The sequence below is a fragment of the Pseudomonas sp. FFPRI_1 genome (assembly GCF_055384485.1).
The window spans coordinates 3,384,935-3,411,420 of the sequence record NZ_AP029168.1 but is presented as its reverse complement, the minus strand read 5'-3'; the positions used below and the strand labels follow the sequence as shown (position 1 = coordinate 3,411,420).

The following is a 26,486-nucleotide window of genomic DNA, read 5'->3' as shown; positions in this document are numbered from 1 at the left end:
GCGCAAGTGAAAGTTTTTTTAGGAACCTGGCGCAGGTTTCTTGGCAATATGCCTTCCTGTGTGATGAACCGCTGAACAGGTACAAACCCATGACCCGCATTCTGACCATCGAAGACGACGCCGTGACGGCGCGGGAGATCGTCGCCGAACTGACCAGCCACGGCCTCGACGTGGACTGGGTGGACAACGGCCGCGAAGGCCTGGTACGTGCCGTCAGTGGCGACTACGACCTGATCACCCTGGACCGCATGCTGCCGGAGCTGGACGGCCTGGCCATCGTCACCACCTTGCGCACCATTGGCGTATCGACGCCGATCCTAATGATCAGCGCCCTGTCCGACGTCGACGAGCGAGTGCGCGGCCTGCGCGCCGGCGGCGACGACTACCTGACCAAGCCCTTCGCCTCCGACGAGATGGCGGCCCGGGTCGAGGTGCTGCTGCGGCGCAAGAGCACGGTCAAGGATTTCGACACCAGCCTGCGGGTGGCCGACCTGGAGCTGAACCTCATCAGCCGCGAGGCGACCCGCGCCGAACAACCGCTGGTGCTGCTGCCCACCGAATACAAGCTGCTGGAATTCCTGATGCGCAACACTGGGCAGATCCTCTCGCGGATGATGATTTTCGAGGAGGTCTGGGGCTATCACTTTGACCCGGGAACCAACCTGATCGACGTGCACATCGGCCGCCTGCGCAAGAAGATCGACCCGCCCGGCATGACCCCGTTGATCCGCACCGTGCGAGGCTCGGGTTATGTCATTGCTGAACCCCTCTAAAGGCTGGCGCTCCTCCAGCAGCCGCCTGCTGGCGCTCTACAGCACGCTGTTCGTGGCCTGGAGCTGCATCCTCATGGGGGTGTTGTACTACGAGGTTTCCACCTACCTGGACAGCCTGGCCAAGCACTCGCTGATGCAGCGCCAGCACCTGTTCGCGCGCTTTGAGGGCGACCAGTTGGTGGAGGCCCTGACCACCAGCATGACCTTCGACATGCGCGCCATCGACGCCTACGGCCTGTTCGATGAACAGCGCCGGCCGCTGAGCGGGCCGATCCGCCAGATCCCCGACGACCTGCCCCTGGACGGCAAGATCCACGAGCTGAAGAACTGCATCGATTCCGACGACCCGAACCTGCCCCGCGACAGCTGCGATGCGGTGGCCACCCACACCCGGGACGGCCGCTGGCTGGTGCTGGTGCGCGACAACGGCTCGCTGTTCGCGGTGACCCGGATCATCCTCCACGCCCTGCTCTGGGGCATTTCCCTGACCATCATTCCCGGGGCTGCCGGCTGGCACCTGCTGCGCCGCCGGCCGCTGCGGCGCATCCGCCAGATCCAAGCCAGCGCCGAGGCCATAGTCGCCGGCGACCTGACCCGGCGCCTGCCGCTGTCGGACCGGCGCGACGAACTGGACATGCTGGCGGCCATCGTCAACGCCATGCTCGAACGCATCGAGCGGCTGATGCACGAGGTCAAGGGTGTGTGCGACAACATCGCCCATGACCTGCGCACCCCGCTGACCCGCCTGCGGGCCCAGCTCTATCGCCTGCAGCAACAGGCCGAGGAAGGCACGCCCCAGGCCTTGCAGATGGACCAGCTGCTGGCGGAAGCCGACACCCTGATGGCGCGCTTTCGCGGTTTGCTGCGCATCTCCGAACTGGAAGACCAGCAGCGGCGCTCGGGTTTCCTCGAGCTCGACCCGTTGCCCCTGCTGCAGGAGTTGCACGACTTCTACCTGCCCCTGGCCGAAGAAGGCCGCCTCAACCTGGTGCTGGACGTGCCTTCGAGCCTGCCGCGCCTCACCGGTGACCGGGCTTTGCTGTTCGAGGCCCTGGCCAACCTGCTGAGCAATTCGATCAAGTTCACCCCGCCGGGGGGCGAGGTGATCTTGCGCGGCCTCGACGACGGCGGCAGCCCGCGCCTGGAAGTGCTCGACTCCGGCCCGGGCATTCCTGCGGCGGAACGGGCAGCGGTGTTCCGGCGCTTCTACCGGGTGGATGAAAACAACGCCCAGGGCGGTTTCGGCCTGGGCCTGTCGATCGTCGCGGCCATCGTCAGCCTGCACGGCTTCAAGCTTGAGGTGGGCACCAGCGAACGCGGTGGCGCGCGCCTGAGCCTGGACTGCCGGCCGAGCCTAATCGCCGAAAGCTGAGAAGCGGCTGGCGAACCCGAGACCTGGCCAGCGCTGCCTGCCGCTCGATGGCTGCCCAGGCCGGCCCCGGGTGGATCAGGCCCTGGGCAACTGCCAACCGTAACGCACCGAGAGCATGCGCAAGGCAAAGCAGCCCAGGCCCGCCAGCCAGGCACACCACAGCGGCGGCAAGCCCAGGCGCCGGGCGATGACCAGGGTGGCTGCGCCGAAAAACGCCGAGCTGGCGTACAGGTCGACCTGCAGCACCAGGGGAATGCGCGCCAGGACAATGTCCCGCAGCACCCCGCCGCCGACCCCGGTCACGGTGCCCATGAGCATCGACACAAACGGCGAGATGCCGAAGTTCTGCGCCTTTTGCGTCCCTGCCACGGCAAACAGCCCGAGCCCCGCTGCATCCAGCAGGATCAGCCATGGCCCGGACAGCCCCAGCACCCAGTCCCGGGCGACAAACGCCAGCCCGCCCATCAGCAGTGCCAGTGCCGGGTAGCGCCAGTCGGCCACCGCCTTGGGCGGGGTCGCGCCGATCAGCAGGTCACGGGTCACACCGCCGCCCAGGGCGACGATCAAGGCGATCACCATCACCCCCAGCAGGTCGAGCTGGACGCGCATGGCACTGATGGCGCCCTCCACGGCGAACACCGCGGTGCCCGCCAGGTCCGCCACCAGGACGATGTTTTCCAACCGCCGGGGCACGCCCTGGGCCCGGGCGTTCATCCTTCTGCCCCAGGTGTGGGCGGGATCATCGAAAGGTTGTGCAAGGGCAAGGGCAAACAGCGGAACGAAGGCATGCGCGGACACCTGCAAAGGCTGGCGGCAGCGGCCGGGACCCCGGCCTGCAACCCTTTGCTTATAGTCCAGCGCGGCTGGCGCCGCCATTCACCGGCGCGCCATGCCCCGGGTCGATCAAGGCGCCAGGTCGACCTGCCCGAGGGAGTTGCTGTCCAGCTCGTAGAGCAGCTCGTCGATCATCCGCAGCACATCGGCCTCGCTTTGCAGCGCCTTGACCCCAAGGCCGGTCACCACCAGGTCGACCCGACCGCTTTGCGGCTCGAACACCCGCAGGGTCAGGGTCCCATCACCAGCCTGGCTGAAGCTGCAGGCCAGCGGCGCCAGGCGTTGTTCGATGTAGCTGCGCAACTGCGCTTGGGTGATCACCGCCGGCATCTCAACGACGCCGCAGCAGCAGGCCCGCAAGCAGGCCGGCAGCGGCCAGCACGGCCAGGCTCAGCAGGGGTTTTTCCCGCACCCAGCGTGCGCCCTGGTCCAGGGCCTGGGCATAGTGCTCTTGCAACTGGCCCGCGGCCTCGCGGGCCCTGCCCCGGGCCTGCATCGAGTCATCGTCGAGCCATTCGCCCAGCACGGACTGGGCCTTGCCCGCCGCCTTGTCCACGCTGCCCTTGATCTGTTGATTACCCATTCCGGCTTCCCTTTGCTGTGGTTTATCAACCGCACAAGCCCGTTGCAGAGCCTTGCGCAGAATCACAGCGTAAAAAAAACCACGCCTCGGCAACAGGCGCATTTGCACTGTCGGCACTGGTGCATTTGCACCAGTTCAACCGGCCGAGCGCTCGCCAGTGCCGACAAACAAGCCCCGCTCACGGGCCCAGACGATGGCCTCGCCACGGCTGTGCACGTCGAGCTTGGAATACAGGGTAGCGACATGATTGCGCACGGTGTTGGGCGCCAGCTTCAACTGCGCGGCAATTTCCTTGTCCGCCAGCCCCTGGTAGATCAACCCGAGCACCTGGCGCTCACGGGCGCTCAGGTCGGCGGACGACACCCCGGGGCCTCGGCGGCCTTGGGGCGTTTCACATTGGCGAGTTTTTCGATCAGGGTCTGGCTGAACCAGGACGCGTCGCGCATCACCTCTTCGATGGCCGCCACCAGCTCCAGTTCGGAACGCTTGCGCTCGCTGATGTCCATCAGCACCAGCAGGTAGCAGGGGCTGTCCTGGATGTTCAGGGTGTCGGCGTAGGCCACGCAGTCGATCTGCTCCGCGCCCTTCTTGCACAGTTTGAGGTCCAGGCCGTCGATCCGGCCGGCCTTCTCCAACTGGCCGAAGAGTTGCGCCGCCACCCCCTCGCAGATGAACCCGGTGGCCGCCACGGTCTTGCCCAGCAGCTCCTCGCTGCAGTAGCCGCTGGTGTTGAGAAAGGCCTCGTTGACGTCGACGATCTGCTGCTCGGCACTGCACACCAGGGTCGGCACCGGGGTCAGACGGAACGACTTGGCGAAACGCTCCTCGCTCTGGCGCAGGGCAATCTCGGCCTTGCGCCGCGGCTCCAGGTCCATGAAGGAAAACAGCATGCAGTCCTCATCGTTGATGTCCAGGGGCTGGCCGGCGACGATCACCAGCTTGCTGCCGCCCTCGGGCAGGCGCAGTTCGGCCTGCATCTGCGGGATGGTCGCGCCCTGCCCCAGGCGTTCGACGGCCAGGTCCTTGTGCTCGGCATCCTCCAGCACATCCAGCTCGTACACCGAACGGCCGATCACCTGGTCCCGGGCGTAGCCGGTCATCTCCAGGAACCCCTGGTTGACCTTGATGTAGCGCAGGTCGCTGAGGCGGCAGATCACCGCCGGCGCCGGGTTGGCGTTGAAGGTCTTCTCGAAGCGCTGCTCGGCGCTGGCCCAGTCGGTGGCATCGCTGAGAATCAGCACCAGGGACTCCGGGGCGCCGCTGCGATCGGTGAGGATCATGCTGCGCACCCGGTGGACCCAGTGCCGGGGCTCACCGTCGATCTCGGCCTGCACCTCCACCACCACATCGCTGAAGGTCTCGCCGGCGGCCACCCGGCTGATGGGGTAGCTGTCCAGGGTCAGTGGATGGTTGTTGCGGTAGCGCAGGGCATAGCGCCGCGCATATTGCCGAGCATTGCTGCCCAGCTCGCCGACCTCGCTGACCCCGTGCATGGCCAGTGCCGCCTCGTTGGCCCAGAGCAGGGTCTTGTCGGGGTCGATGAGGATCACCCCGTCGGACAGCCCGGAGATGATCTGCTGCAATTGACGGCGATTGGTTTCAGTGGCGAGTACGGCCTGGCTCATGGCATCTCCGGAGGAAACCCGGCGCCGCCGCGAACGGCCAGGGCACCGGATAGAAGGGATTGAAACTACGACCGCGGCACACCGCCATCGTGCCCTGAAGCATGCATCGCGAGAACTGGAGCCCCCTCTTCCCAGAGGTTAAGCTGCCAGGCCCGGGCGGATACGCCAGAACCTGCCCCTCCTCAAGGAGCGAAGCATGATCACCATTCGTGAGGCCGAAGGCCGCGACATCGATACATTGCAGGCCATCGGGCGTGCCACCTACCGCGAGCACTTCTCCTCGATCTGGACCGCCGACGGCATGCAGCAGTTTCTGGCCCAGGACTTCGCCCCGCAGACCCTCGAAGCCTCCCTGGCCGCCAGGCACCTGCACCTGTGGCTGCTGGCCCTGGACGAACAGCAACAGCCCATCGGTTTCGCCAAGCTCAACTGGGGCCGCCCGACCCCGGGTAGCGACCGGCTCGGCGCCGAATTGCAGAAGATCTACCTGCTTAAGTCCCAGGCCGGCAAGGGGTATGGCCGGCGCCTGCTGGAACATGTGCTGCAACGGGCCAGTGCCGCCGGTGAGTCGTGCCTGTGGCTGGACGTGCTCAAGAGCAACACCGGTGCCCGGCGCTTTTATGAAAGTGCCGGCCTGCGGCAGATCGGCGAAGTGCCGTTCAGCACCGACATGGAGCAGATCGGCATGTGGGTGATGGCCTGCGACCTGCCGCGCACCGGCGAACGCCCGGCCTGACGCTCGAGATCCCACCCAGGGGCAGCGCCTGCTCCGTCGGCCCCTCCCTCCAGAACCCTGCGCGTTCAGCCCCCAGCGGCCTGAACCTGCAGTGCCGGCAACACAGCGACTAGTCCGAATAGACGATGCCCGGCCCCCGCTGCATTTCCGATAGCCCCTCTCCCCCGCTCCACAACTCTAAGGTAGCTCGACGCAAAAACAGACATTCAGAAGCAGCAATGAAAAAAACAACAACGCCTTACGCGCGCTCCGCCTTGCTCGCAATTGCCGGTTCCCTGCTCCTGTTCAGTTCCCCGCTGGCCGCCCTGGTCTGCGAAATCGCCGACGCCCCCGAGCGTCTGCCGCCAGATCTGCTGGAGCGGCGGATCGAGATGCCGATCAGTGCCGGCAACATCGACATCCGCGATGTTGCCTCGGCGCATCAACAGTGGCGACACCGCCGAGCTGCACCTGGAGGATGTGCTGGTCAGGGCCAACATCCAATTCGTCCGCGAGCAGAGCCCACTCTTTCGAGCCTGGCTGCATGGCCTGCTCAATGACCAGGGCCCCCCGGTTCTCTACCACTGCACTGCGGGCAAGGATCGCACCGGCTTCGCTTCGGCCATGCTGTTGCTGGCCTTGGGGGTGCCGGAAGCAACGGTGATGGAGGACTATCTGGCGTCCAACCGCTACCTCGGGAAAAAAACCGCCGGATCGCCGAACACGTCAGGCTGGCGTCAAAAGGCCGTACCGATCCTGCCCTTCTGCAGCCCTTGCTCGGCGTCGAGGCGCGCTACCTGCAAGCGGCGTTCATGGCCATGCGCGAAGACTACGGCTCGGTGGAGAACTACCTGCGCGAGGGGCTGGGGGTCGATGCCGCGTTTCGCTCGCGGCTGCAAAGCAGGCTCCTCGAAACCGCCGCCCCCTGATCAGCACCGGCACTCAGAGACCCAGGGCCTTGAGCCGCCGGTACAGGGTCCGCTCGCTCAGGCCCAGGGCCTTGGCCAGCTCACTGCGGGGCCCCTCGAACACCTCCAGGGCATGGGCCAGTTGCTCCAGGTCCTTGCCACCGCGGCGGCGGCCGGGCGGCGCTGGCGGCGGCGTGCTACGCAGCTCCGGCGGCAGGTCCGCCAGGCGGATCATCCCGTCGTCGCTGAACAGCCGCGCCCGTTCGAGGATGTTGCGCAGCTCGCGGATGTTGCCCGGGTAGGTGTACAGGCTCAGTTGGGCCAGGGCCTGGGGATCGACTCGCGGCACGACCCCGGGATCGAGGCGGCGCAGCAAGCTGTCGATCAACAGTGGCAAGTCGTCGCTGCGTTCGCGCAAGGCCGGCAGGCGGATCGGGAAGGCGCTGATGCGGTAATACAGGTCCTGGCGGAAGGTGCCGGCGGCAACCATTTCCTTGAGCGGCTTGTGGGTGGCCGCCACCAGGCGGAAATCCGAGTGCACGGTGCGCAGGCTGCCCACCGGGCGAAAGCTGCCGGACTCGATCAGGCGCAGCAGCTTGACCTGCATGGCCAGGGGTACTTCGCCGATCTCGTCGAGAAACAGGGTGCCGCCATGGGCCGCTTCGGCGAGGCCGATCTTGCGCTGCAAAGCGCCGGTGAAGGCGCCCTTTTCATAACCGAACAGTTCGCTTTCCAGCAGGCTTTCGGTGAGCCCGGTGCAATCCACCACCACCAGCGGCCCGCTGGCCCGGGGGCTGCCGTCGTGCAGGGCGCGGGCGAACAACTCCTTGCCGGTGCCGGATTCACCCTGGAGCAATACCGGGATCGGCGCCGGCGCTGCCCGCTGCAGGGCGCTCAAGGCTTCGTTGAACGCCGGCGAGCGCCCCACCAGGCCCTTCTGCTGGGGCTGCACCGAGGCCACGGCCACCGAACTCAGGCGCTCGACATAGGCCACCACCGTGCCGTGCTCGCCAATGATCGGCCGCAGCTCCACGTCCACGTGCTCCGGCCCCCGGGGCGTGTGGTGGATGTGCAACATGCGCTCCGGCACCCGGCTGTCATGGGCCTTGCGCATCGGGCAGTGCTCGCCGGCCTGGTCGCAGGGCACGGCGAACTGGTGGGACACCCGGTAGCACTTGGCGCCCACGTGGGGCTTGCCGGCCACGCCGAACTGGCGCTGGTAGGCGGTGTTGGCGGCGATGATGTTGTAGTCGGTGTCCAGCACGATGGTGGGCTGCGGGTCGTGTTCGAGGTAGGACACCAGGGCAGACATCGGTGGCGGGACTAGGTCGGTGGCAATCAGGGACATGGGCAACTCCGGGGCAGAGGCGGCAGCTTAAAGCATGGGCGCCATCACTGCCATTTTCTGCCAGCAACTGCCAACTAACTGCCAGGCCCGGGTGACAGTCCTGGCGAGACCCCATCCCCAGGGGGCTGAAAAACCGTCTAAACCAATGAACAGACGCCAAACGACGCCGTTTCGGGTTGGCACGCTTATTGACACTTCAAGGAACGAGCGTCAGCGCAGACTGCCCTCACCTTCATTGCCTGGAGTGCCCCATGATCATCAGCGACACGCTGCGTGTAGAAGCGTTTTTCGACAGCCATACCTGGACCATCAGCTACCTGGTGATGGACCTGGCCAGCCGCCACTGCGCATTGATCGACAGCGTGCTGGACTACGACCCGAAATCCGGCCGCACCCACACCGAGTCCGCCGACCGCCTGATCGCCCGGGTGAAAGAACTGGATGCCCGGGTCGACTGGATCCTGGAAACCCATGTGCACGCCGACCACCTGTCGGCCGCCGCCTACCTCAAGGCGCAGCTCGGGGCCCAGGTGGCCATCGGCAATCAGATCACCCGGGTGCAGAAGGTCTTTGGCGCGCTGTTCAACGAAGCCCCGGCCTTTGCCCGGGACGGCAGCCAGTTCGACGTGCTGCTCGAAGACGGCGCCGAATTCGCCATCGGCGGCCTCACCGCGCGGGCCATGCACACCCCGGGGCATACCCCGGCCTGCATGACCTACCTGGTACAGGTCGGCGACGAAACCCTGGCCTTTGTCGGCGACACCCTGTTCATGCCCGACTACGGCACCGCCCGCTGCGACTTCCCCGGGGCCGACGCGCGGACCCTGTACCGCTCGATCGGCAAGATCCTCGCCCTGCCCCCCAGCACCCGGCTGTTCATGTGCCACGACTACCTGCCCAACGGCCGCGAGCTGCAGTACATGACCACGGTCGCCGAACAACGGGCCAACAACATCCATATCCACCAGGGCGTCGACGAGGACAGCTTCGTGAAGATGCGCGAAGCCCGCGACGCGACCCTGGACATGCCGGTGCTGATCCTGCCTTCGGTGCAGGTCAACATGCGCAGCGGGCAGTTTCCCGAACCCGAGGACAACGGCGTCAGCTACCTGAAGATTCCCCTCAACACCCTATAACTATGACTCCACACGGAGACCTTGCCATGCGTCCCATCAACCCCGCCCTGCGCGCCGTCGACGGCAGCCACCAGGTGCTGATCGTCGGCGGCGGTGCCGCCGGCATCGCGGTTGCCGCGAGCCTGCTGTCCCGCGATCCCCACCTCGACGTGGCGATCATCGACCCGGCCAAGACCCATTACTACCAACCCGGCTGGACCCTGGTGGGTGCCGGAGTGTTCAGCGCCCAATCCACCGTGCGCGACATGGCCACGCTGATGCCCAAGGGCGTCAAGTGGATCCAGAACGCCGTCAGCCGCTTCGAGCCGGACAACAACGCCCTGGTCCTGGCCGATGGCCGGGTGCTGGCCTACGACCAGTTGATCGTCTGTCCCGGGCTCAAGCTCGACTGGGCGGCCATCGACGGCCTGCCAGCCACCCTGGGCATCAACGGCGTGACCTCCAACTACCGCTTCGACCTGGCGCCCTACACCTGGCAACTGGTGCAGCAACTGCAACAGGGCGAGGCACTGTTCAGCCAGCCACCGATGCCGATCAAGTGCGCCGGAGCGCCGCAGAAGGCCCTGTACCTGTCCTGCGACCACTGGCTGCGCCACGGCCGCCTGGGAGCGATCAAGCCAAGCTTCCTGAATGCCGGCGGCGTGCTGTTCGGCGTCGCCGACTACGTGCCGGCGCTGATGGAGTACATCAAGAAATACGCAGTCGACCTTGCCTTCAGCCACAACCTGGTAGCGGTGGACGGCCCGGCCCGGCGCGCGACTTTCGTTCGTACCCTGGCCGACGGCACTCAGGAAACCCTGGAACGGCCGTTCGACATGCTGCACGTGGTACCGCCCCAGTGCGCTCCGGACTTCATCCGTGAAAGCCCCCTGGCGGATGCCGCCGGCTGGGTCGACGTGGACCCCGGCAGCCTGCGCCACACGCGCTACGTGAACATCCACGGCCTGGGGGACGCCACCAACACCAGCAACGCCAAGACCGCCGCGGCGGCGCGCAAGCAGGCGCCGGTGGTGGCCAACAATGTGCTGGTGGCCCTCAAGCGCCTGACCCAGTTGGCGCAATACGACGGCTATGGCTCCTGCCCGCTGACCGTGGAGCGGGGCAAGATCGTCCTTGCCGAGTTCACCTACGGCGGCAAGCTGGCGCCGAGCTTCCCGCGCTGGCTGCTGGACGGCCGTCAACCGACCCGCCGCGCCTGGTGGTTGAAGGAGCGGATCCTGCCGCCGCTGTACTGGCGCGGCATGCTCAAGGGCCATGAATGGCTGGCCCAACCGCACCCGGCCACGGACACCCCGAAAGCATGAGCGAACACAGTCTGCTGGGCGCCGGGCTGGGGGCGATCATCGGCGCGATCCTGGCCCTGACCGGGGCCGGTGGCGGCATCCTCGCGGTGCCGCTGCTGGTCTTCGGTCTCGGCCTGAGCATGGTCGAGGCCGCCCCTATCGGCCTGCTGGCGGTGGGCCTGGCCGCCAGCGTCGGCGCGGTACTGGGGCTGCGCCAGGGCATTGTGCGCTACCGCGCGGCGGGGTTCGTCGCCGGGATCGGCATCCTCATGGCGCCGCTGGGCCTGTGGCTGGCCCACCGCCTGCCGAACATGCCCCTGGCACTGCTGTTTTCCCTGGTGCTGCTGTACGCCTGCGGGCGCATCCTGCGCAAAGCCAGCCTGGAACTGAAACAGGGCCAGGCCGCACCGCGCCCGGCGTTCCTGCCCTGCGTGCTCAACCCGGCCCAGGGCCGCCTGCGCTGGACCCTGCCCTGCGCCCGGGCGCTGACCTTGACCGGGATGCTCTCGGGGCTGCTTTCCGGGCTGCTGGGGGTGGGCGGCGGTTTCGTGATCATCCCGGCCCTGAGCCGCTACACCAACCTGGACAGCAAGAGCATCGTCGCCACCTCGCTGGCGGTGATTGCCCTGGTGTCCCTGGGCAGCGTGGTCACCGCCAGCGTCAGCGGCGTGATGCACTGGGCCGTGGGCGCGCCCTTTGCCCTGGGCGCGGTGCTGGGCCTGGTACTGGGGCGCCAGGTGGCCAGCCGCCTGGCCGGGCCACGGCTGCAGCAACTGTTCGCCGTCACCGGCATATTGGCCGGGCTGCTGCTGGCCGGTGGCGCCCTGGGGCTGATTGCCCACTGACGCCTTCGCCGGCAAGCCGGCTCCTACATCAACCTACGCACCATCACCCGTAGGAGCTGGCTTGCCAGCGAAGGCGCCCTCACCGACGCTAACGTTGCAAGGGAAAAATGGCGGCGCCACAACCGGCCCCTTCGCCGGCAAGCCGGCTCCTACATCAACCTACGCACCGCTACCCGTAGGAACTGGCTTGCCAGCGAAGGCGCCCTCACCGACGCTGGCGTTGCAAGGGAAAAATGGTGGTGCCACGACCGGCCCCTTCGCCGGCAAGCCGGCTCCTACATCAACCTACGCACCGCCACCCGTAGGAGCTGGCTTGCCAGCGAAGGCGCCCTCACCGACGCTGGCGTTGCAAGGGAAAAATGGTGGTGCCACGACCGGCACCTTCGCCGGCAAGCCGGCTCCTACATCAACCTACGCACCGCCACCCGTAGGAGCTGGCTTGCCAGCGAAGGCGCCCTCGCCGACGCCGGCGTTGCAAGGGAAAAATGGCGGTGCCACGACCGGCCTCTTCGCCGGCAAGCCGGCTCCTACAAGGAACAGGATATGCTTCTGGATTATCTGCATTTCACCCCCTGGTCGGCCCTGGCCGGAGGCGGATTGATCGGGCTTGCGGCCAGCTTGCTGATCGTGGCCAATGGACGCATTGCCGGGATCAGCGGCTTGCTCGGCAGTCTGCTACAACCCGGCACGGACGGCTGGGGGGAAAAGTCCCTGTTCATTATCGGCCTGCTGCTCGCGCCCCTGCTCTGGGGCCTGTTCACCGCCCTGCCAAGCGTCGAGTTCCAGAGTGGCCTGCTTGGCCTGGTCAGCGCCGGCCTGCTAGTGGGCATCGGCACCCGCTATGGCGCCGGTTGCACCAGCGGCCACGGGGTCTGCGGCATTTCCCGGCTGTCACCCCGTTCGCTCATCGCCACCCTGTGCTTCATGGCCACCGGCTTCGCCACGGTCTGGGTGCTGCGGCATCTGCTGGGGCTGACGGCATGAGAAAACTCTGCGCATTTATCGCCGGCCTGCTGTTCGGTATCGGCCTGCTGTTGGCGGGCATGGCCAACCCGGCCAAGGTCCTGGGTTTTCTCGACCTGGCAGGCCAGTGGGACCCGTCCCTGGCCCTGGTGATGCTCGGCGCCATCGGCATCGCCTGGTGGCCCTTTCATTGGGCCATGGGCCAATCCCGCTCGTTGCTGGGCGCACCCATGCAGATCCCCGCCAAAACCAGCATGGACCGGCGCCTGATCGGCGGTAGCCTGCTGTTCGGCATCGGCTGGGGCATTGCCGGCATCTGTCCCGGGCCGGCCCTGGTGCTGCTGCCCGGCGGGCACTGGCAAGCCTGGGTGTTTGTCCTGGCCATGCTCGTGGGCATGCTGCTGTTCCAGCGCCTGGAAGCCCGCCGGCAACCCTGAACTGCACAGCGCCCCGCCTGCAGCGCACCCCTGGCAAGCTGGCTTGCCAGCGACAGCGTCCTCGCCAGCGCCGCTGACCTGATAGAGGCTTCACGGCGCCAGGCCCGGCCTCTTCGCCGGCAAGCCGGCTCCTACGACGCAAGTGGCCAGGGAAAGATTGGCCTCTGCCGGTCAACCGCGCAGGCGGCGACTATGGCCCGGACCTGTGTCCCCCAGGAGTACGCCATGTCGACCACCCAATCCCTTGAACAGTGCCTCTGGCGCAAGATCGGCCGCTATACCTCGCGAATCGGCCGGACCTTGATCCAGAAAACCCTCTGGCTCTACTACGCCGCGCAACGACCGCAAACCCCGATCTGGGCCAAGACCACCATCTACGCTGCCCTGGGTTACTTCGTGCTGCCGTTGGACATCATCCCCGACCTGATCCCGGGAGTCGGATACGCGGATGACCTTGGGCTGCTGGCCGGTTCAGTGGTGGCCGTGGCCGCCCACATCAACGCCGAGGTCAAGGAGCAAGCCAGCGCGCGCCTGGCGGACTGGTTCGGCAGTGAACCAGACTGAACAAGGGGCAAGCGCAACGGCTGGGGGGCGGCCCTGGTGTTCATCCGACTCACGAGAATACTTAGGAGCGCCGGCACCAGATGGCCGCCGGACTCACCGCGCTTGCGTGTCCAGGGCATAAAACTCCTGCAGCTTGGCTTGCAGCAGTTTCTTGTCTGGCAGTTGGGTCCGGTACTCGGCGATCAAGGCCGGCGACAGTGAACGGTTGAGGGCATATTCCACCACCTCGTCCTCCTTGCTGGCACAGAGCAACACGCCCAGGGCCGGGTTTTCATGGGGTTTGCGCACTTGGCGATCCAGGGCCTCCAGGTAGAAATCCAGCTTGCCCAGGTACTCCGGCTCGAAGCGCCCGACCTTGAGTTCAACCGCCACCAGGCAATTCAAGCCACGATGGAACAGCAGCAGATCCAGGACAAAATCCCGCCCGCCGACCTGCAACGGATAGCCTGAAGCGACAAAGCAGAAGTCGCGCCCCATTTCGATCAGGAAATTCTTGAGCTGGCGCACCAGGCCCTGATGCAGATCGGCTTCGTCATGCCCCTGGGCCAGGTCGAGAAACTCCACCATGTAGGCATCCTTGAAGACCTTCAGGGCCTCGGGGCGGGCCTGCCTCAAGGTTGCCGAGGCGCTTGCCGGACGGGTCAGGGTGCGTTCGAACAGGGCCGACTTGATCTGCCGTTCCAGCTCGCGCCGTGACCACTGCTCGCGGACCGCCAGATCCAGGTAGAACTCACGTTCCCTTGGCCCTTTGCTCTGCCCCATCACCACCAGATGGTGGCTCCAGGGCAATTGTCGCACCAGTGGTGCGACTTTCTCGTGATCACGATAGGCCTCGTAAAACTGGCGCATGCGGAACAGGTTGGCCCGGGTAAACCCCCGCAGCCCCGGCTGTTGCCGCGCCAGGTAATCCGCCAATTGCCGGACCACGCCATCCCCCCATTCCGCCGCCTCGATCTTGCGGCTGATATAGGCCCCGACCTGCCAGTACAGTTCCACCAGCTCGGTATTCACCGCGCGCAGCGCCCGTTGCCGCGCGGCGGTGATCATCTGCGCCACTTCACCAAATGCCGCATCGGTGGATGCACTTGCCACTTGTGCCTGTTGATTCATGAGCAATGCCCGATTGACAGGAAACAGGCCCCTATCATCCCGTGGCCCGCCATCAACCTGTAGTCAGCCCTGTCTCTTTCCATTGAGCGAAAGGTCCTGATGCGAGTGGCGCAAAAGCACCACTCAGCCCGGCATGCACGCAAAGTCATGGGTACTGGCCACCTGCTTGCCCTTGGCGTCATACAAGCGCGCCGACACCTCAGTGCCCAGGGATGACTCCACCAGTTTGTAATGCTCGCCGGCCTTGAAGCCGCTGTAGCTGACATGGCCATTGCAGTCTTGCTGGTTGGAATCGCCGACATTCTCTTCAAACAGGGTCACGTCCAGGCGGTGGGCACCGGGCTTGACCTGGAAATAACGGCCATCGTCGATCTTCTGCCCGTCCACCCGCTCGGCCATCAGGTCGTTGGGCGCCTCTTCCTGTAGGCCGATCCAGGCCTGGCTGGGGTCGGGCTGAGGCATGGGCCCAGCGCAGGCAGAAAGCAGGCATGTCAGGCCCAGGGCGGGGATCAGCAGCAATGGTTTGAGTGTCATGAAGCAGTACCTCGGCAGTTGAAAAAACGTTTACAGGCAGCTGAACGGCCGGCTCTGGGCCACTTGCCGACCCTGGGCGTCCAGTAGCGCGGCGCTCACCTCCTGGCCCTGGCTCGATTCCAGCAGTTGGTAATGGCCGCCGGCCTGGAACCCGGCATAGTCCAGGCGGCCCAGGCATTCAGGCTGCGCCGAGTTGCCGTTGGCCCCTTGCAGCAAGGCCATCTGCAAGCGGTGCTGGCCGGGGCTGACCTGGAAGTAGCGGCCATCGTTCAGGCGCTTGCCATCGACGCTGTCGGCCAACAAGTCGTTGGGCGACTCCGGGGAAAGATCGATCCAGGCCTGCTGCGGATCGGCCTTGGGCAAAGGCCCGGCACAGGCCGAAAGCAGGCACACCAGGCCCAGGCCCGGCAGCAGCAACGAGGGTTTGAGGGACATGGAAGAAACCTCGCAAGTGACAGAAAGGAGTGCGACGCAGGCCCGAGACAATCGCCTGTGTCGATGCCGATCCAGCTTGTCGAGGCCCCGGTGCGAGAACAAATGAATCCACATGAAAGGAAATACAGGCCTTAGCTAAAACTTCCTTCACCTGGCTGAAAGCCGCGTGTTAGGTGGGTCGCTGCAGGCTGCCGAGGTTTGCAATCCCACTCCCTCGGAGGTTTTCGGCATGCTCGGGCTGGTCAAGACCGCACTGCTCAAGCCCTACACGTTCATCGTGCTGGCGATTTTCATCTGCATCATCGGGCCCCTGGCGGCCCTGCGTACCCCCACCGATGTGTTCCCCGATATCGGCATTCCGGTGGTGGCGGTGGTCTGGCAGTACAACGGCCTGTCGCCGGACGCCATGGCCGGGCGGGTGATCTACACCTACGAGCGCTCCCTGAGCACCACGGTCAACGACATCGAGCACATCGAATCGCAGTCGCTGCCGGGCATGGGCATCGTCAAGATCTTCTTCCAGCCCGGGGTCGATATCCGCACCGCCAACGCCCAAGTGACAGCCGTTTCACAAACCGTGCTCAAGCAGATGCCGCCGGGCATCACCCCGCCGCTGATCCTCAACTACAGCGCCTCGACGGTGCCGATCCTGCAGATGGCCTTCTCCAGCCCGACCCTGTCGGAGGCGAAGATCCGCGACCTGGTGCAGAACAACATCCGCCTGCCCCTGAGCGCCCTGCCCGGCCTGGCCATGCCCACGCCCATGGGCGGCAAGCAGCGCCAGATCACCCTTGACCTGGACCCGCAAGCCCTGGCCGCCAAGGGCCTGTCGGCCCAGGACGTGGGCAATGCCCTGGCGGCGCAGAACCAGATCATCCCGGTGGGCACCGCCAAGCTCGGCGGCGATGAATACACGGTGCTGCTGAACAACAGCCCGACCGCCATCGAGGAGCTCAACGACCTGCCGATCAAGACCGTGGACGGCGCGCTGATCACCATCGGCCAGGTGGCTCACGTGCGCGACGGCTCGCCGCCGCAGACCAATATCGTGCGGGTCGACGGACGCCGGGCGGTGCTGATGCCGGCGCTGAAGAACGGCAATATCTCCACCCTGTCCATAGTCAATGGCATCCGCCAGATGCTGCCGCGAATCAACGAAACCCTGCCGCCGGCGCTGAAGACTTCGCTGCTGGGGGACGCCTCGGTGTTCGTCAAGCAGTCGGTGGGCAGCGTGGCCCAGGAAGGCATCATCGCCGCCCTGCTGACCAGCGCGATGATCCTGCTGTTCCTCGGCAGTTGGCGCTCGACCCTGATCATCGCCGCCTCGATTCCCCTGGCGGTGCTTTCCGCGATTGCCCTGCTGGCGGTCAGCGGCCAGACCCTCAACGTCATGACCCTGGGCGGCCTGGCCCTGGCGGTGGGGATCCTGGTGGACGACGCCACGGTGACCATCGAGAACATCAACTGGCACCTGGAACAGGGCAAGGCGGTGCAGGACGCGATCCTCGACGGCGCCAAACAGATCGTCGGCCCGGCCTTCGTCTCGCTGCTGTGCATCTGCATCGTCTTCGTGCCGATGTTCCTGCTGCAGGGCATTGCCGGCTATCTGTTCCGGCCCATGGCCCTGGCGGTGATCTTCGCCATGGCCAGCTCGTTCATCCTCTCGCGGACCCTGGTGCCCACACTGGCCATGTACCTGCTCAAGCCCCATGCGCCGCAAACGGGCCCCGGGCATCACCCGGAAGACGCCTTCATCAACCATCACGAAGGTGAACCGCACGCCCAGCCACACAGCGCTCTGGTCCGCGGGCTGCTGGCCTTCCAGCAGGGTTTCGAGGCGCGCTTTTCCAACATTCGCGACACCTATCACGGCCTGCTGCAGCTGGCCCTGGGCCGGCGCAAGAGCTTCATCCTCGGCTTCCTTACCTGCGTACTGGCGTCCTTCGCCCTGCTGCCAAGCCTGGGCCAGGACTTCTTCCCCGCCACCGACGCCGGCGCCCTGGCCCTGCACGTGCGCCTGCCCCTGGGCACGCGGATCGAGGAAAGCGCGGCGGCCTTCGACCGCATCGAAGGCCGCATCCGCGAGGTGATCCCGCCGGAGCAGCTGGACAGCATCATCGACAACATCGGCATTCCCTTGAGCGGCATCGACATGGCCTACAGCAACAGCGGCACCATCGGTCCCCAGGATGGCGATATCCAGATCACCCTGAAACCCGGCCACGCCCCCAGCGCCGACTACGTGAAGCAACTGCGCCAAGCCTTGCCGGAAAGCTTCCCGGGCAGCCAGTTCGCCTTTTTGCCGGCGGACATCAGCAGCCAGATCCTCAACTTCGGCGCTCCGGCCCCGCTGGACGTGAAAATCTCCGGGCCCAACGCCGAAGCCAACCGCGCCTTCGCCCTGGAACTGCAACGGCGCCTGCAGCATGTGCCGGGCATCGCCGACCTGCGCATCCAGCAGTCCACCGGCTACCCGTCCTTGCAGGTCAAGGTCGATCGCCTGCGGGCCAATGGCCTGGGGATCACCGAGCGCGACGTGACCAACAGCATGGTGGCCTCCCTGGCCGGCAGCTCCCAGGTGGCGCCGACCTTCTGGCTCAACCCGAAGAACGGCGTGTCCTACTCCATCGTCGCCGCCACCCCGCAGTACCGCCTGGACAGCCTGCCGGCCCTGGAAGCGCTGCCGGTCACCGGCAGCAACGGCCAGTCGCAGATCCTCGGCGGCCTGGCAGACATCTCCCGGGTTGAAAGCCCGGCGGTGGTCAGCCACTACAACATCCAGCCCACACTGGACCTGTACGCCAACGTCCAGGGGCGCGATCTGGGCGCCGTGGCCCACGACATGCAAAAGGTCCTGGACGACGCCGCAGCCCTGCGGCCCAAGGGCGCCACGGTCAGCCTGCACGGGCAGATCGACGCCCTGCACCAGGCCTTCAGCGGCCTGAGCCTGGGCTTGCTGGGGGCGGTGGTGCTGATCTACCTGCTGATCGTGGTCAACTTCCAGTCTTGGGTCGATCCGTTCGTGATCATCACCGCGCTACCGGCGGCCCTGGCCGGGATCGTGTGGATGCTGTTCTTGAGTGGCACCTCGCTGTCGGCGCCGGCGCTGACCGGGGCCATCCTGTGCATGGGGGTGGCCACCGCCAACTCGATCCTGGTGGTGAGTTTTTGCCGCGAGCGCCTGGCGGAGCACGGCGACGCCCTCAAGGCCGCCCTGGAAGCCGGCTACACACGCTTTCGCCCGGTGTGCATGACCGCCCTGGCGATGATCATCGGCATGCTGCCCCTGGCCCTGTCCGAAGAACAGAACGCGCCCCTGGGCCGCGCGGTGATCGGCGGGCTGCTCCTCGCCACCGTCGCCACCCTGATTTTTGTCCCCGTGGTCTTCAGCCTGGTCCACGGCCGCCGTCCCCAATCCGCTGTTGCTGGAGAAAACACCCATGTCGCCTGATCACACCCCCTCGCGCAAACGCCTGATGCTGCTGGGCATAGGCGGCCTGAGCCTGGCCGCCCTGCTGGTGGCCAGCGGCCTGGCCGCACGTACCCGGCATGAACGGGCCGTGGTCGCCTGGACCGAAACCGCCGCCGTGCCGCAGGTGCTGGTGTTCCAGCCGCAGCACAACCTACTGGGCGACACCCTGCGCCTGCCGGCGCACCTGGAAGCCTGGAGCAAGGCGCCGATCCACGCCCGGGTCAGCGGCTACCTCAAGGACTGGACCCAGGACATAGGCGCCAAGGTGACCGCCGGGCAAGTGCTGGCCCATATCGACAGCCCCGACCTGGATCAGCAAATGGCCCAGACCCGGGCGCGGATGATCCAGGAGCAAGCCAACGCGCGGCTGGCCCAGACCACCGCCGAGCGCTGGCAGCACCTGTTGGCCAGCCATTCGGTATCGCGTCAGGAAGCCGATGAAAAAAGCTCCAACGCCGCCGCGGCCAAGGCCAATGCTGACGCAGCCGCCGCCGACTACGCACGGCTCACGGCGCTGGAAGACTACAAGACCATTCGCGCGCCGTTCGCCGGCACCATCACCGCCCGCCACACCGACATCGGCCAGTTGATCAAGGCCGACAACGACAGCGACCCGGAACTGTTCGACCTGGCAGACACCCACAAACTGCGGCTCTACGTACCGATCCCACAGAACTACGCCAGCGTGATCCGCCCCGGCCTGGAAGCGCAGTTGACCGTGCCCGAGCACCCGGGCCAGCACTTTCGCGCGCAACTGGTGGGCGACTCCACCGCCATCGACCCGCGCTCCGGCACCCTGCTGGCGCAGTTCGTCGCCGCCAACCCGGACGGCGCCCTGATGCCCGGCGACTATGCCGAGGCGAGCCTGGCGATTCCCGCCGACACCCACGGCGTGAGCATCCCCGCCAGTGCCTTGATCTTCCGCGCCCAGGGCACCCAGGTGGCGCTGATCGACGGTTCCCGGCACGTGCACCTGCGCAGCATCCATATCGGCCTCGACCTGGGCGAACGGCTGGTGATCGACCAGGGCCTGCAAGCCACGGATCAGGTCATCGACAACCCGCCGGACGCCCTGCGCGAAGGTGACCTGGTGCAACTGGCGGACGCAGGAGGTGAGCATGCGCCCAAGGCTTGAACCCCTCGCCGCCCTGCTGTTGCTGGCCCTGCACGGCTGCTCCCTGGCGCCCCACTACCAGGTGCCGGCCATCGAGCTGCCGGCGCAATACCGCGAACAGAACAGCGATGGCCCCTGGCACCCGGCCGCCACGCCCCAGGGGCTCGCCGAGCACTGGTGGCTGCTGTACCAGGACCCGCGTCTGGACGACCTGCAACAGCGCCTGCTCCGGGCCAACCCGGACCTGGCGGCAGCCCTGGCCCACTACGACGGCGCCCAGGCCTACGCCAGCCAACTGCACGCAGGGTTGTTCCCGCAGATCAGCGCCAGCGCCCAGCCGTTGCGCCAACGCCAGTCGGACAGCCGCCCCCTGCGCGGCAGCAGCCAACCCTCGGTGTACAACAGCAACAGCGCCGGTTTTGCCCTGAGTTTCGACCTCGACCTCTGGGGCCGGATCCGCAATCAAGCGGCGGCCGGCGATGCCCAGGCCCAAGCCTCCGGGGATGACCTGGCAGCCGCGCGCCTGAGCCTGCAAAAACAGTTGGCGAGCCTGTATGTGCAACTCAATGGCCTGGATGCCCAGAGCCGGATCTTGAGCCACTCCCTGGAGGATTACGCCCAGGCCCTGCAACTGACCCGCGACCGTTATCAAGGGCAGATCGCCTCGGAACTGGACCTGACCCGGGCCCAGAGCCAACTGGCCAGCGCCGAGGCGGAACTGGACGAAGTGCGGGCCCAGCGCAACCTCAGCGAACACGCCATTGGCGAACTGGTGGGCGAACCGGCCAGCCAGTTCAGCCTTGCGCCCTCGGAACAGCTGCTAAGCCTGCCGAGCATTCCCCAACAACTGCCCAGCACCCTGCTGCAACGCCGGCCGGACATTGCCGCGGCGGAACGCCGGGTGTACGCCGCCAATGCCGGCATCGGCATCGCCCGCGCCGCCTGGTATCCGGATTTCAGCCTGACCGGGATGCTCGGTGGGCAGACCCAGGGCGTGGGTAATCTGCTGGCGGCGGGCAATCGCTACTGGGCCTTGGGCCCCCTGATGAACCTGCCGATCTTTGATGGCGGACGGCTGAGCGCCAATGAACGCCAGGCCCATGCCGAGTTTGAAGAGGCCGCCGCGCATTACCGTGGGCAAGTGCTGCGGGCGGTGCGCGAGGTGGAGGACAACCTGGGGCAACTGCGGGATCTGCGCCAGGAAGCGCTGGATCAGCAGGCCGCCGTCAATGCTGCCCGGCACACGCAGTTACTGGCCATGAACAGCTATCAAGCGGGGGCCGTCAGCTACCTGGATGTAGTGACAGCGCAGACCGCTGCCTTGCAGGCGCAGCGGGGGTTGCAGGCGGTGCAGACAAGGGAGTTGCAGGCGAGTGTGGGGTTGGTGGTGGCGTTGGGTGGGGGGTGGAAAGGTGGGGCTTGAAACCTGAAGCGCAAACCTTGTGGCGAGGGAGCTTGCTCCCGTTCGGCCGGCCGGCGTCCCGGCGCGCAGCGGTCGTAAAACCTGAGGTTGCGGTCTTCTTGGTGTACATATCCATTGCTGCGGTAACGGCGGCTGGCGGTTTCGCTCTTACAGCGAGTCACTTTGGAAAAGCCCCAAAGTAACCAAAGGGCTCCTGCCCCTCCACTCGGTGCCTCGCCTAGGCTCGGCATGCCCTCACTCCGGCATTGATCCGTGGGCCGCCGCCACAGGCCATCCATGGCCTGGGGCGGCTAACCCGGCGTCCTGCCGGGTTACCCACGGCTCAATGCCTGCGTTCGGCCATCGTGTCTAAGGGGGCAGGAAGATCAAAAGCAAAAGCAAAATCTGACGGCGGCCTTGCGGCCGGCCTGAAGAGAATGTGGGGGTGATCCCCCTCCTCCCGTAGGAGCTGGCTTGCCAGCGAAGGCGTCCGCAAGATCACCGCCCCATCCAAGGGCCTCTTCGCCGGCAAGCCGGCTCCTACGGGGTGCTTGGCTTTGGCTTTTGATCTTGATCTGCCTGCCCCCTCCAGAAGGCCGAACGCAGGCGTTGCGCAGGGGGCAGCTCGGCAAGGATGCCGAGCTAGCCGCCATCAGGCCATGGATGGCCTGTGGCGGCGTGCCCCCGGAGCGGCGCCGGAGTGAGGGAACCCCGAGCCCCAGCGAGGGGCCGGATGCGGGGGCAGGAGCCCTTTGGTTACTTTGGGGCTTTTCCAAAGTGACTCGCCGTAAGGGCGAAACCCTAAGTGGCCGTGACCGCAACAATGGATATGTACCCCATCAAAACCAGCCACCAACAGTCGACACAACCACTCAAACATCGCCTTCAATGCCCGGTTGCACCGCTCTGGCATCCCCCCTATAGTTCGCCCTCGCGGCAAAATCCGCGAGCGACCTTGGCCGGTCGAATATAGGAACGCATCAGCGTCCAAAACATCATTGCAGGCGCTTTTTTTGTGCCTGTGATTTTGTCTCATGGCGGCTGTGCGTGGGACACCTTCGGGTGTGCCGGTTTCCTATAGCCGGTCGGCCAACCCGCGTACAGCTGCCACCCTAATTCGCTTGGCCGCGGAAGGTGGCAGCTCAATTTATAGGAGCTGCACCGATGACTGACCATCACCTCCCCCGCTTCACCCCCATCGACACCCACGACACCGAACACCCGGTGTTCTACCTCGACACCCAAGCCCCCTTGAGCGACCTGGCCAGCAGCGCCGCCCACCGTTTCACCGTGGTCCGCGACCTGATGGACAGCCTGTCCAGCCTGGAGCTGAAAGACATCAGCGATTGCGATCTGACCCGCATCACCCGTGGCGTGCACCTGCTGACACGAGAAGGCTGCGCGGTGCTGGAAGTGATTCAGTGGCGGGTGGCGTAGAAGCCTGCGTATCTGCAAACGATCAGATATGACAGCTGCTCAGGCCGTTCTTCTCCAGGTAACGCTGGTGTTCTTCATCCGCCAGTTCAAAGCGCCCCAGTGGCACGACCACCGTGGCTACGGGTTTGTTGAGGCGTCCGGAGTCTTGCAGGGCGGTCTTGGCCGCCCTCGCCTGTTCGGCCTGCACGGCGTTGGTGTGGAAGATCGCCGAGCGATATTTCACCCCGCCATGCTCGCCCTGGCGATCCACCGAGGTGGGATCGTGCAGGCCCCAGAAGTGCTCGATCAGGCGGGTATAAGCCAACACCTGCGGGTCAAAATCCACCTGCACCACTTCTATCTGCAAGGCTTCGTCCGCCGCTTCCACGGCGTAGCCGACGCGGCTGTCCACTACTCCAGGCAGGGCCCGGAACGCGGCTTCCGCGCCCCAGAAGCAGCCGGCGCCGAAGGTCGCCTGTTCAATCCCACTCATTGAATCGCTCCCACTTTTTCACCGCTGGCACCCAGCCAGCCATCAACGATCTGCGGATGCTCCGCCACCCATTCCTTGGCCGCCTGCGCCGCCGGTTGCTGTTCCTTTTCGATCTTGAGGATCAGGTCGTTCAGGGCCTGAGGCTCGATGCTGAAGTTCTCCAGGAACGCGGCAATTCGCGGTGCGCGTTTTTGCAGGGCACTGGAGGCCAGGACATACACCCGGGCATCCGGGTAGGCGCAGGTGATCTTGCTCTTGCTCAGCCAGTCGGCATCCACTGTCGGGCTGATGAATTTCCAGCAGCCATCGGCCTTGTACAGCGGGTCGCCCTTCTTGTTGTCCTGGGCATAGCCGTCGAACGCCGGTTCATCCAGGCGGCGCAGGTCGAAGGCGGAGAAGATCCAGTCCGGGGTGTAGGCGTAGAACACCACGCCGCGCTGGGCCTTGTAGGCCGCGGCGAGCTTAGCGTAGGTCACCGAGGCTTCGGTGGACACCGATTCGAATTTGTCGGCAAAGCCGAAGTCCTTGGCCTTGATCTCGCCGATGTAGGTGGACTCCCAGCCCGCCGGGCCCACCAGCAGTTGCGCCTTGCCGCCGCCCAGGGGTTCGAAGAGTTTCGCCACTTCCGGCTTTTGCAGGTCGTAGACCGATTTCACGCCGTATTTGTCTTGCAGGTAGCCGGGGATATAGAAGCCCTGCACCCCCAGGTACGGCTGTTTGTTGGGCACCAGGGAGCGGGTGCCACCGGTGACGTATTTGGCCCAGGCGGCAGACTGGTTGGGCAGCCAGATATCGGTCAGCACGTCCACCGAGCCGTCGCCCTTGGCAGCGGCGGCAAACAACACCGGCACGTCGCCGGCCAGGTAGGAAACGTCGCCGTCGAGGCGGCTCTTGATCACTTCGCCGAGGATGTTCTGGATGGCGATGGCGCCGGTCCAGTTCTGTTCGCCGATAACGATCTTGTCCTTGGCCAGCACCGGCAGGGACAAACCCAACAGCAGCGCGGCGGCGCCAAGGGTACGGGTAAACGACTTGTTCAAGGGACACCTCATGATTGATGCAATGTGCGATCCCGCTGGCGCAGGGTCGCTTGAATGATGCGGTCGGGAATCAACGCGCAGAACACGATTGCGGCGCCGGCCAACATGCCCTCGCCGCCCTTGATGTTGCGCAGCGCGGTCATCACGTCGTAGCCCAGGCCGCCGGCGCCGATCAGCGCCGCCACCACCACCATCGACAGGCTCATCACCAGGGTCTGGTTGATCCCCAGCAGCAAGGAACCCGCAGCCAGGGGCAGCTCGACCTTGGTCAGGATCTGCCACGGCGTGGCGCCGTGGGCCAGGGCCGCTTCGACGGCGGTCTTGGGCACTTCCTGAATCCCCAGGGCGGTAAGGCGGATCATCGGCGCCAGGGCGAAGATCACCGTGGCGATCACCGCCGGGGTCTTGCCCACCGAGAAGAACGCCACCGCCGGGATCAGGTACACGAAGGTCGGCAGGGTCTGCATCACGTCCAGCAAGGGGGTGATCAGGCGCCGGGCCAGGGCGCGCTTGGCCAGGAGGATGCCGGCAGGCACGCCGATCAGCAGCGAGATCAGCACCGAGGAACCCACCAGGGCCAGGGTGGCGATGGTCCGTTCCCAGAAGCCGAACAGACCGATGTAGAGCAAGGCGACGGCGCTGGTCAGGGCCAGGGCGGCGCCGGCGCTGCGCCAGGCCAGCAGCACCAGGGCCAGGGCCGGCACCGGCCAGGGCAGCCAGCCCAGCAGGCTTTCGATGCTTTCGATCACCGTGCGCACAGCGACTATCACGCCGACGAAGGTGCTTTCAAAGGTGACTTGGGACCAGCCGATCAACTGGTCGATGGCCGCCGCGGTGCCCAGCAGCACTTGGCGGTCGGCGGGGAATTGCAGCCAGGGGCCCGAAGCATCGGCGGCCAGAACCCGCCACAGCACCAGGGCCTGGCACAGCAGCAATACCAGCCACGGCAGGCGCCAGTCGGAACGGCCCTGGCGGCTGGGGCGCCGGGCCAGGGTCAGGCTCAACAGGCGGCTGCACAGCAGGCCGAGCAGCGCCAGGGCGCCCCAGGCAAGACTGGCCGTGGCCAGCCCCTGCCCCAGGGCTGCGGCTGCCCCCAGTTCCAGGGCGAACCCCAGCCAGTACAGGCCACCGCGACCGCTGGCAGCCAGGGCCGCCGGCCCCAGCAGCAGGGCCTGGGCCAAGGACAACCCAGGGCTGGCCGGAGCCGGCGCCACCCCGCGCTTGCCCGGGGTCGGCAAGACCGTCACCGGCGTGTCGCTGCGGGCCCCGTGGTCCTGAAAGAAGTCCGCCACTTCGGCATCCGCCGGTTGCTCCAGCAACTCGCTGGGGGTGCCCAGCTGGATCAGTTGGCCGTGGCGCAGCACGGCAATGCGGTCCGCCAGGCGCAAGGCTTCTGCCGGGTCGTGGGTCACCAGCAAGGTGGTGATACCGCGCTCGCGCACCACCCGCAGAAAGTGGCTTTGCAGGTCGCGGCGGATAGTCGGGTCGAGGGCACTGAAGGGTTCGTCCATCAGCAGGATGTCCGGTTCGCTGACCAGGGCCCGGGCCAGGCCGACCCGCTGCTGCATGCCGCCGGACAGTTCATGGGGGTAATGCTCGCCCCAGCCGTCCAGGCCCATGGCTTGCAGTTGCAGATCGGCCGCGGCGTGGCGCTGGGCCTCGGGCTCGCCGCGCAATTCCAGGGGCAAGGCGACGTTGTCGCGCACGCTGCGATGGGGCAACAGGCCAAAATGTTGGAAGACCATGCCGATGCGCCGGGAACGCAGGGTGCGCAGTTCCTCGGCCGAGAGTTGGCTGATGGCCGCACCGTCGATCAGCACCTCGCCGCTGCTGGGCTCGATCAGCCGGTTGATATGCCGCAGCAAGGTGGACTTGCCACTGCCGGAGGTGCCCATCAGGCACAGCACTTCGCCACGGCGCACCTGGAGGCTGACCTGCTGCACCGCCGGCGGCGCGCTCTGGCCACGGCGGCGGGCGTAGTGCTTGGTCAGGTTGCGCAACTCCAGCACCACCTCGGCGGGGCTCGGTGGCGTGGCGGCTGAGGCTGGGACGGCGAAAGCCTCTTGGGCGTGAACGGCAGACAC

At 66.2% G+C, this 26,486-nt stretch carries 25 protein-coding genes and 2 pseudogenes; 16 read left to right on the top strand and 11 right to left on the bottom strand.

What is annotated here, in order from left to right:
• Positions 1–89 precede the first annotated feature (89 nt).
• On the top strand, positions 90–773 hold the full coding sequence (locus tag ACZ5BO_RS15240) for a response regulator transcription factor (RefSeq protein WP_025128138.1): 684 nt from the start codon (positions 90–92) through the stop codon (positions 771–773).
• Positions 751–2,145, top strand: a complete 1,395-nt coding sequence (locus ACZ5BO_RS15235) for a sensor histidine kinase (protein WP_025128137.1) — start codon at positions 751–753, stop codon at positions 2,143–2,145. Before ACZ5BO_RS15240 ends, ACZ5BO_RS15235 begins: the two co-directional genes overlap by 23 nt.
• A gap of 75 nt (positions 2,146–2,220) precedes the next feature.
• On the opposite strand, the gene ACZ5BO_RS15230 is transcribed toward ACZ5BO_RS15235, so the two are convergent.
• The 4 genes and pseudogenes from ACZ5BO_RS15230 to ACZ5BO_RS15215 form a co-directional block, all read right to left on the bottom strand.
• Positions 2,221–2,859 (bottom strand): trimeric intracellular cation channel family protein, encoded by a 639-nt coding sequence (locus tag ACZ5BO_RS15230; RefSeq protein WP_464700768.1) that lies wholly within the window; start codon positions 2,857–2,859, stop codon positions 2,221–2,223.
• A 189-nt stretch (positions 2,860–3,048) separates the two neighbouring features.
• On the bottom strand, positions 3,049–3,309 hold the full coding sequence (locus ACZ5BO_RS15225; RefSeq protein WP_043274504.1) for a DUF1652 domain-containing protein: 261 nt from the start codon (positions 3,307–3,309) through the stop codon (positions 3,049–3,051).
• 1 nt (position 3,310) lies between these two features.
• Positions 3,311–3,562, bottom strand: a complete 252-nt coding sequence (locus tag ACZ5BO_RS15220; RefSeq protein ID WP_025128134.1) for a CsbD family protein — start codon at positions 3,560–3,562, stop codon at positions 3,311–3,313.
• Between the two features lie 135 nt (positions 3,563–3,697).
• Positions 3,698–5,187, bottom strand: a pseudogene (locus ACZ5BO_RS15215) (PAS domain S-box protein).
• A gap of 196 nt (positions 5,188–5,383) precedes the next feature.
• Here ACZ5BO_RS15215 and ACZ5BO_RS15210 point away from each other — a divergent pair.
• From ACZ5BO_RS15210 to ACZ5BO_RS15195, 4 genes and pseudogenes are all read left to right on the top strand, one after another.
• On the top strand, positions 5,384–5,923 hold the full coding sequence (locus tag ACZ5BO_RS15210; RefSeq protein ID WP_464700765.1) for an N-acetyltransferase family protein: 540 nt from the start codon (positions 5,384–5,386) through the stop codon (positions 5,921–5,923).
• Between the two features lie 218 nt (positions 5,924–6,141).
• The gene (locus ACZ5BO_RS15205; RefSeq protein ID WP_464700763.1) at positions 6,142–6,462 is read left to right on the top strand and encodes a hypothetical protein; all 321 of its coding nucleotides are present in this window, start codon (positions 6,142–6,144) and stop codon (positions 6,460–6,462) included.
• Positions 6,383–6,559 (top strand): annotated as a pseudogene (locus tag ACZ5BO_RS15200) (tyrosine-protein phosphatase); the annotation flags it as partial. The gene ACZ5BO_RS15205 and the pseudogene ACZ5BO_RS15200, both read left to right, overlap by 80 nt.
• Complete coding sequence (locus ACZ5BO_RS15195; RefSeq protein WP_464701278.1) at positions 6,487–6,831, top strand: tyrosine-protein phosphatase; 345 nt, start codon at positions 6,487–6,489, stop codon at positions 6,829–6,831. The pseudogene ACZ5BO_RS15200 and the gene ACZ5BO_RS15195, both read left to right, overlap by 73 nt.
• A 13-nt stretch (positions 6,832–6,844) precedes the next feature.
• Here ACZ5BO_RS15195 and ACZ5BO_RS15190 read toward each other — a convergent pair whose 3' ends face one another.
• The gene (locus ACZ5BO_RS15190) at positions 6,845–8,158 is read right to left on the bottom strand and encodes a sigma-54 interaction domain-containing protein (RefSeq protein WP_025128131.1); all 1,314 of its coding nucleotides are present in this window, start codon (positions 8,156–8,158) and stop codon (positions 6,845–6,847) included.
• Positions 8,159–8,409: 251 nt separating this feature from the next.
• Between ACZ5BO_RS15190 and ACZ5BO_RS15185 the strand changes: the two genes are divergently transcribed.
• From ACZ5BO_RS15185 to ACZ5BO_RS15160, 6 genes are all read left to right on the top strand, one after another.
• Positions 8,410–9,294: an MBL fold metallo-hydrolase gene (locus ACZ5BO_RS15185; RefSeq protein WP_025128130.1), complete on the top strand. Its 885-nt coding sequence runs from the start codon at positions 8,410–8,412 to the stop codon at positions 9,292–9,294.
• A 26-nt stretch (positions 9,295–9,320) separates the two neighbouring features.
• Positions 9,321–10,598, top strand: a complete 1,278-nt coding sequence (locus ACZ5BO_RS15180) for an NAD(P)/FAD-dependent oxidoreductase (RefSeq protein ID WP_464700760.1) — start codon at positions 9,321–9,323, stop codon at positions 10,596–10,598.
• Complete coding sequence (locus ACZ5BO_RS15175; protein ID WP_025128128.1) at positions 10,595–11,422, top strand: sulfite exporter TauE/SafE family protein; 828 nt, start codon at positions 10,595–10,597, stop codon at positions 11,420–11,422. The genes ACZ5BO_RS15180 and ACZ5BO_RS15175 overlap by 4 nt, the downstream gene beginning before the upstream one ends.
• Before the next feature lie 543 nt (positions 11,423–11,965).
• Positions 11,966–12,406 carry a YeeE/YedE family protein gene (locus tag ACZ5BO_RS15170; RefSeq protein ID WP_025128127.1) on the top strand — a complete coding sequence of 147 codons (441 nt, stop codon included), beginning with the start codon at positions 11,966–11,968 and terminating at the stop codon, positions 12,404–12,406.
• Positions 12,403–12,822: a DUF6691 family protein gene (locus tag ACZ5BO_RS15165; RefSeq protein WP_025128126.1), complete on the top strand. Its 420-nt coding sequence runs from the start codon at positions 12,403–12,405 to the stop codon at positions 12,820–12,822. The genes ACZ5BO_RS15170 and ACZ5BO_RS15165 overlap by 4 nt, the downstream gene beginning before the upstream one ends.
• Before the next feature lie 225 nt (positions 12,823–13,047).
• A complete protein-coding gene (locus ACZ5BO_RS15160) occupies positions 13,048–13,386 on the top strand; it encodes a YkvA family protein (protein ID WP_464700757.1) in 339 nt (112 codons plus the stop codon).
• 93 nt (positions 13,387–13,479) lie between these two features.
• Here ACZ5BO_RS15160 and ACZ5BO_RS15155 read toward each other — a convergent pair whose 3' ends face one another.
• From ACZ5BO_RS15155 to ACZ5BO_RS15145, 3 genes are all read right to left on the bottom strand, one after another.
• The gene (locus ACZ5BO_RS15155; protein ID WP_464700755.1) at positions 13,480–14,496 is read right to left on the bottom strand and encodes a PDDEXK nuclease domain-containing protein; all 1,017 of its coding nucleotides are present in this window, start codon (positions 14,494–14,496) and stop codon (positions 13,480–13,482) included.
• 123 nt (positions 14,497–14,619) lie between these two features.
• On the bottom strand, positions 14,620–15,030 hold the full coding sequence (locus ACZ5BO_RS15150; protein ID WP_025128123.1) for a PA0061/PA0062 family lipoprotein: 411 nt from the start codon (positions 15,028–15,030) through the stop codon (positions 14,620–14,622).
• Positions 15,031–15,060: 30 nt separating this feature from the next.
• On the bottom strand, positions 15,061–15,465 hold the full coding sequence (locus ACZ5BO_RS15145; protein ID WP_025128122.1) for a PA0061/PA0062 family lipoprotein: 405 nt from the start codon (positions 15,463–15,465) through the stop codon (positions 15,061–15,063).
• A gap of 229 nt (positions 15,466–15,694) precedes the next feature.
• On the opposite strand from ACZ5BO_RS15145, the gene ACZ5BO_RS15140 reads away from it, so the two are divergent.
• The 4 genes from ACZ5BO_RS15140 (at position 15,695) to ACZ5BO_RS15125 (ending at position 22,890) form a co-directional block, all read left to right on the top strand.
• Entirely contained in the window at positions 15,695–18,916 is a 3,222-nt protein-coding gene (locus ACZ5BO_RS15140) for an efflux RND transporter permease subunit (RefSeq protein WP_464700752.1), read from the top strand.
• A complete protein-coding gene (locus tag ACZ5BO_RS15135; protein ID WP_025128120.1) occupies positions 18,906–20,072 on the top strand; it encodes an efflux RND transporter periplasmic adaptor subunit in 1,167 nt (388 codons plus the stop codon). The genes ACZ5BO_RS15140 and ACZ5BO_RS15135 overlap by 11 nt, the downstream gene beginning before the upstream one ends.
• The gene (locus ACZ5BO_RS15130; protein WP_464700749.1) at positions 20,056–21,474 is read left to right on the top strand and encodes an efflux transporter outer membrane subunit; all 1,419 of its coding nucleotides are present in this window, start codon (positions 20,056–20,058) and stop codon (positions 21,472–21,474) included. The genes ACZ5BO_RS15135 and ACZ5BO_RS15130 overlap by 17 nt, the downstream gene beginning before the upstream one ends.
• Positions 21,475–22,617: 1,143 nt before the next feature.
• A complete protein-coding gene (locus ACZ5BO_RS15125; protein ID WP_161758162.1) occupies positions 22,618–22,890 on the top strand; it encodes a hypothetical protein in 273 nt (90 codons plus the stop codon).
• 22 nt (positions 22,891–22,912) lie between these two features.
• Here the strand turns inward: ACZ5BO_RS15125 and msrA are convergent, their stop codons facing one another.
• Genes msrA through ACZ5BO_RS15110 form a run of 3 tightly spaced genes read right to left on the bottom strand, consistent with a single transcriptional unit; the run spans position 22,913 to position 26,486 of the window.
• Positions 22,913–23,362 (bottom strand): peptide-methionine (S)-S-oxide reductase MsrA, encoded by a 450-nt coding sequence (gene msrA, locus ACZ5BO_RS15120; protein ID WP_464700746.1) that lies wholly within the window; start codon positions 23,360–23,362, stop codon positions 22,913–22,915.
• Positions 23,359–24,414 (bottom strand): ABC transporter substrate-binding protein, encoded by a 1,056-nt coding sequence (locus tag ACZ5BO_RS15115; protein WP_464700744.1) that lies wholly within the window; start codon positions 24,412–24,414, stop codon positions 23,359–23,361. The genes msrA and ACZ5BO_RS15115 overlap by 4 nt, the downstream gene beginning before the upstream one ends.
• On the bottom strand, positions 24,411–26,486 hold the full coding sequence (locus ACZ5BO_RS15110; RefSeq protein WP_464700742.1) for an ATP-binding cassette domain-containing protein: 2,076 nt from the start codon (positions 26,484–26,486) through the stop codon (positions 24,411–24,413). Before ACZ5BO_RS15110 ends, ACZ5BO_RS15115 begins: the two co-directional genes overlap by 4 nt.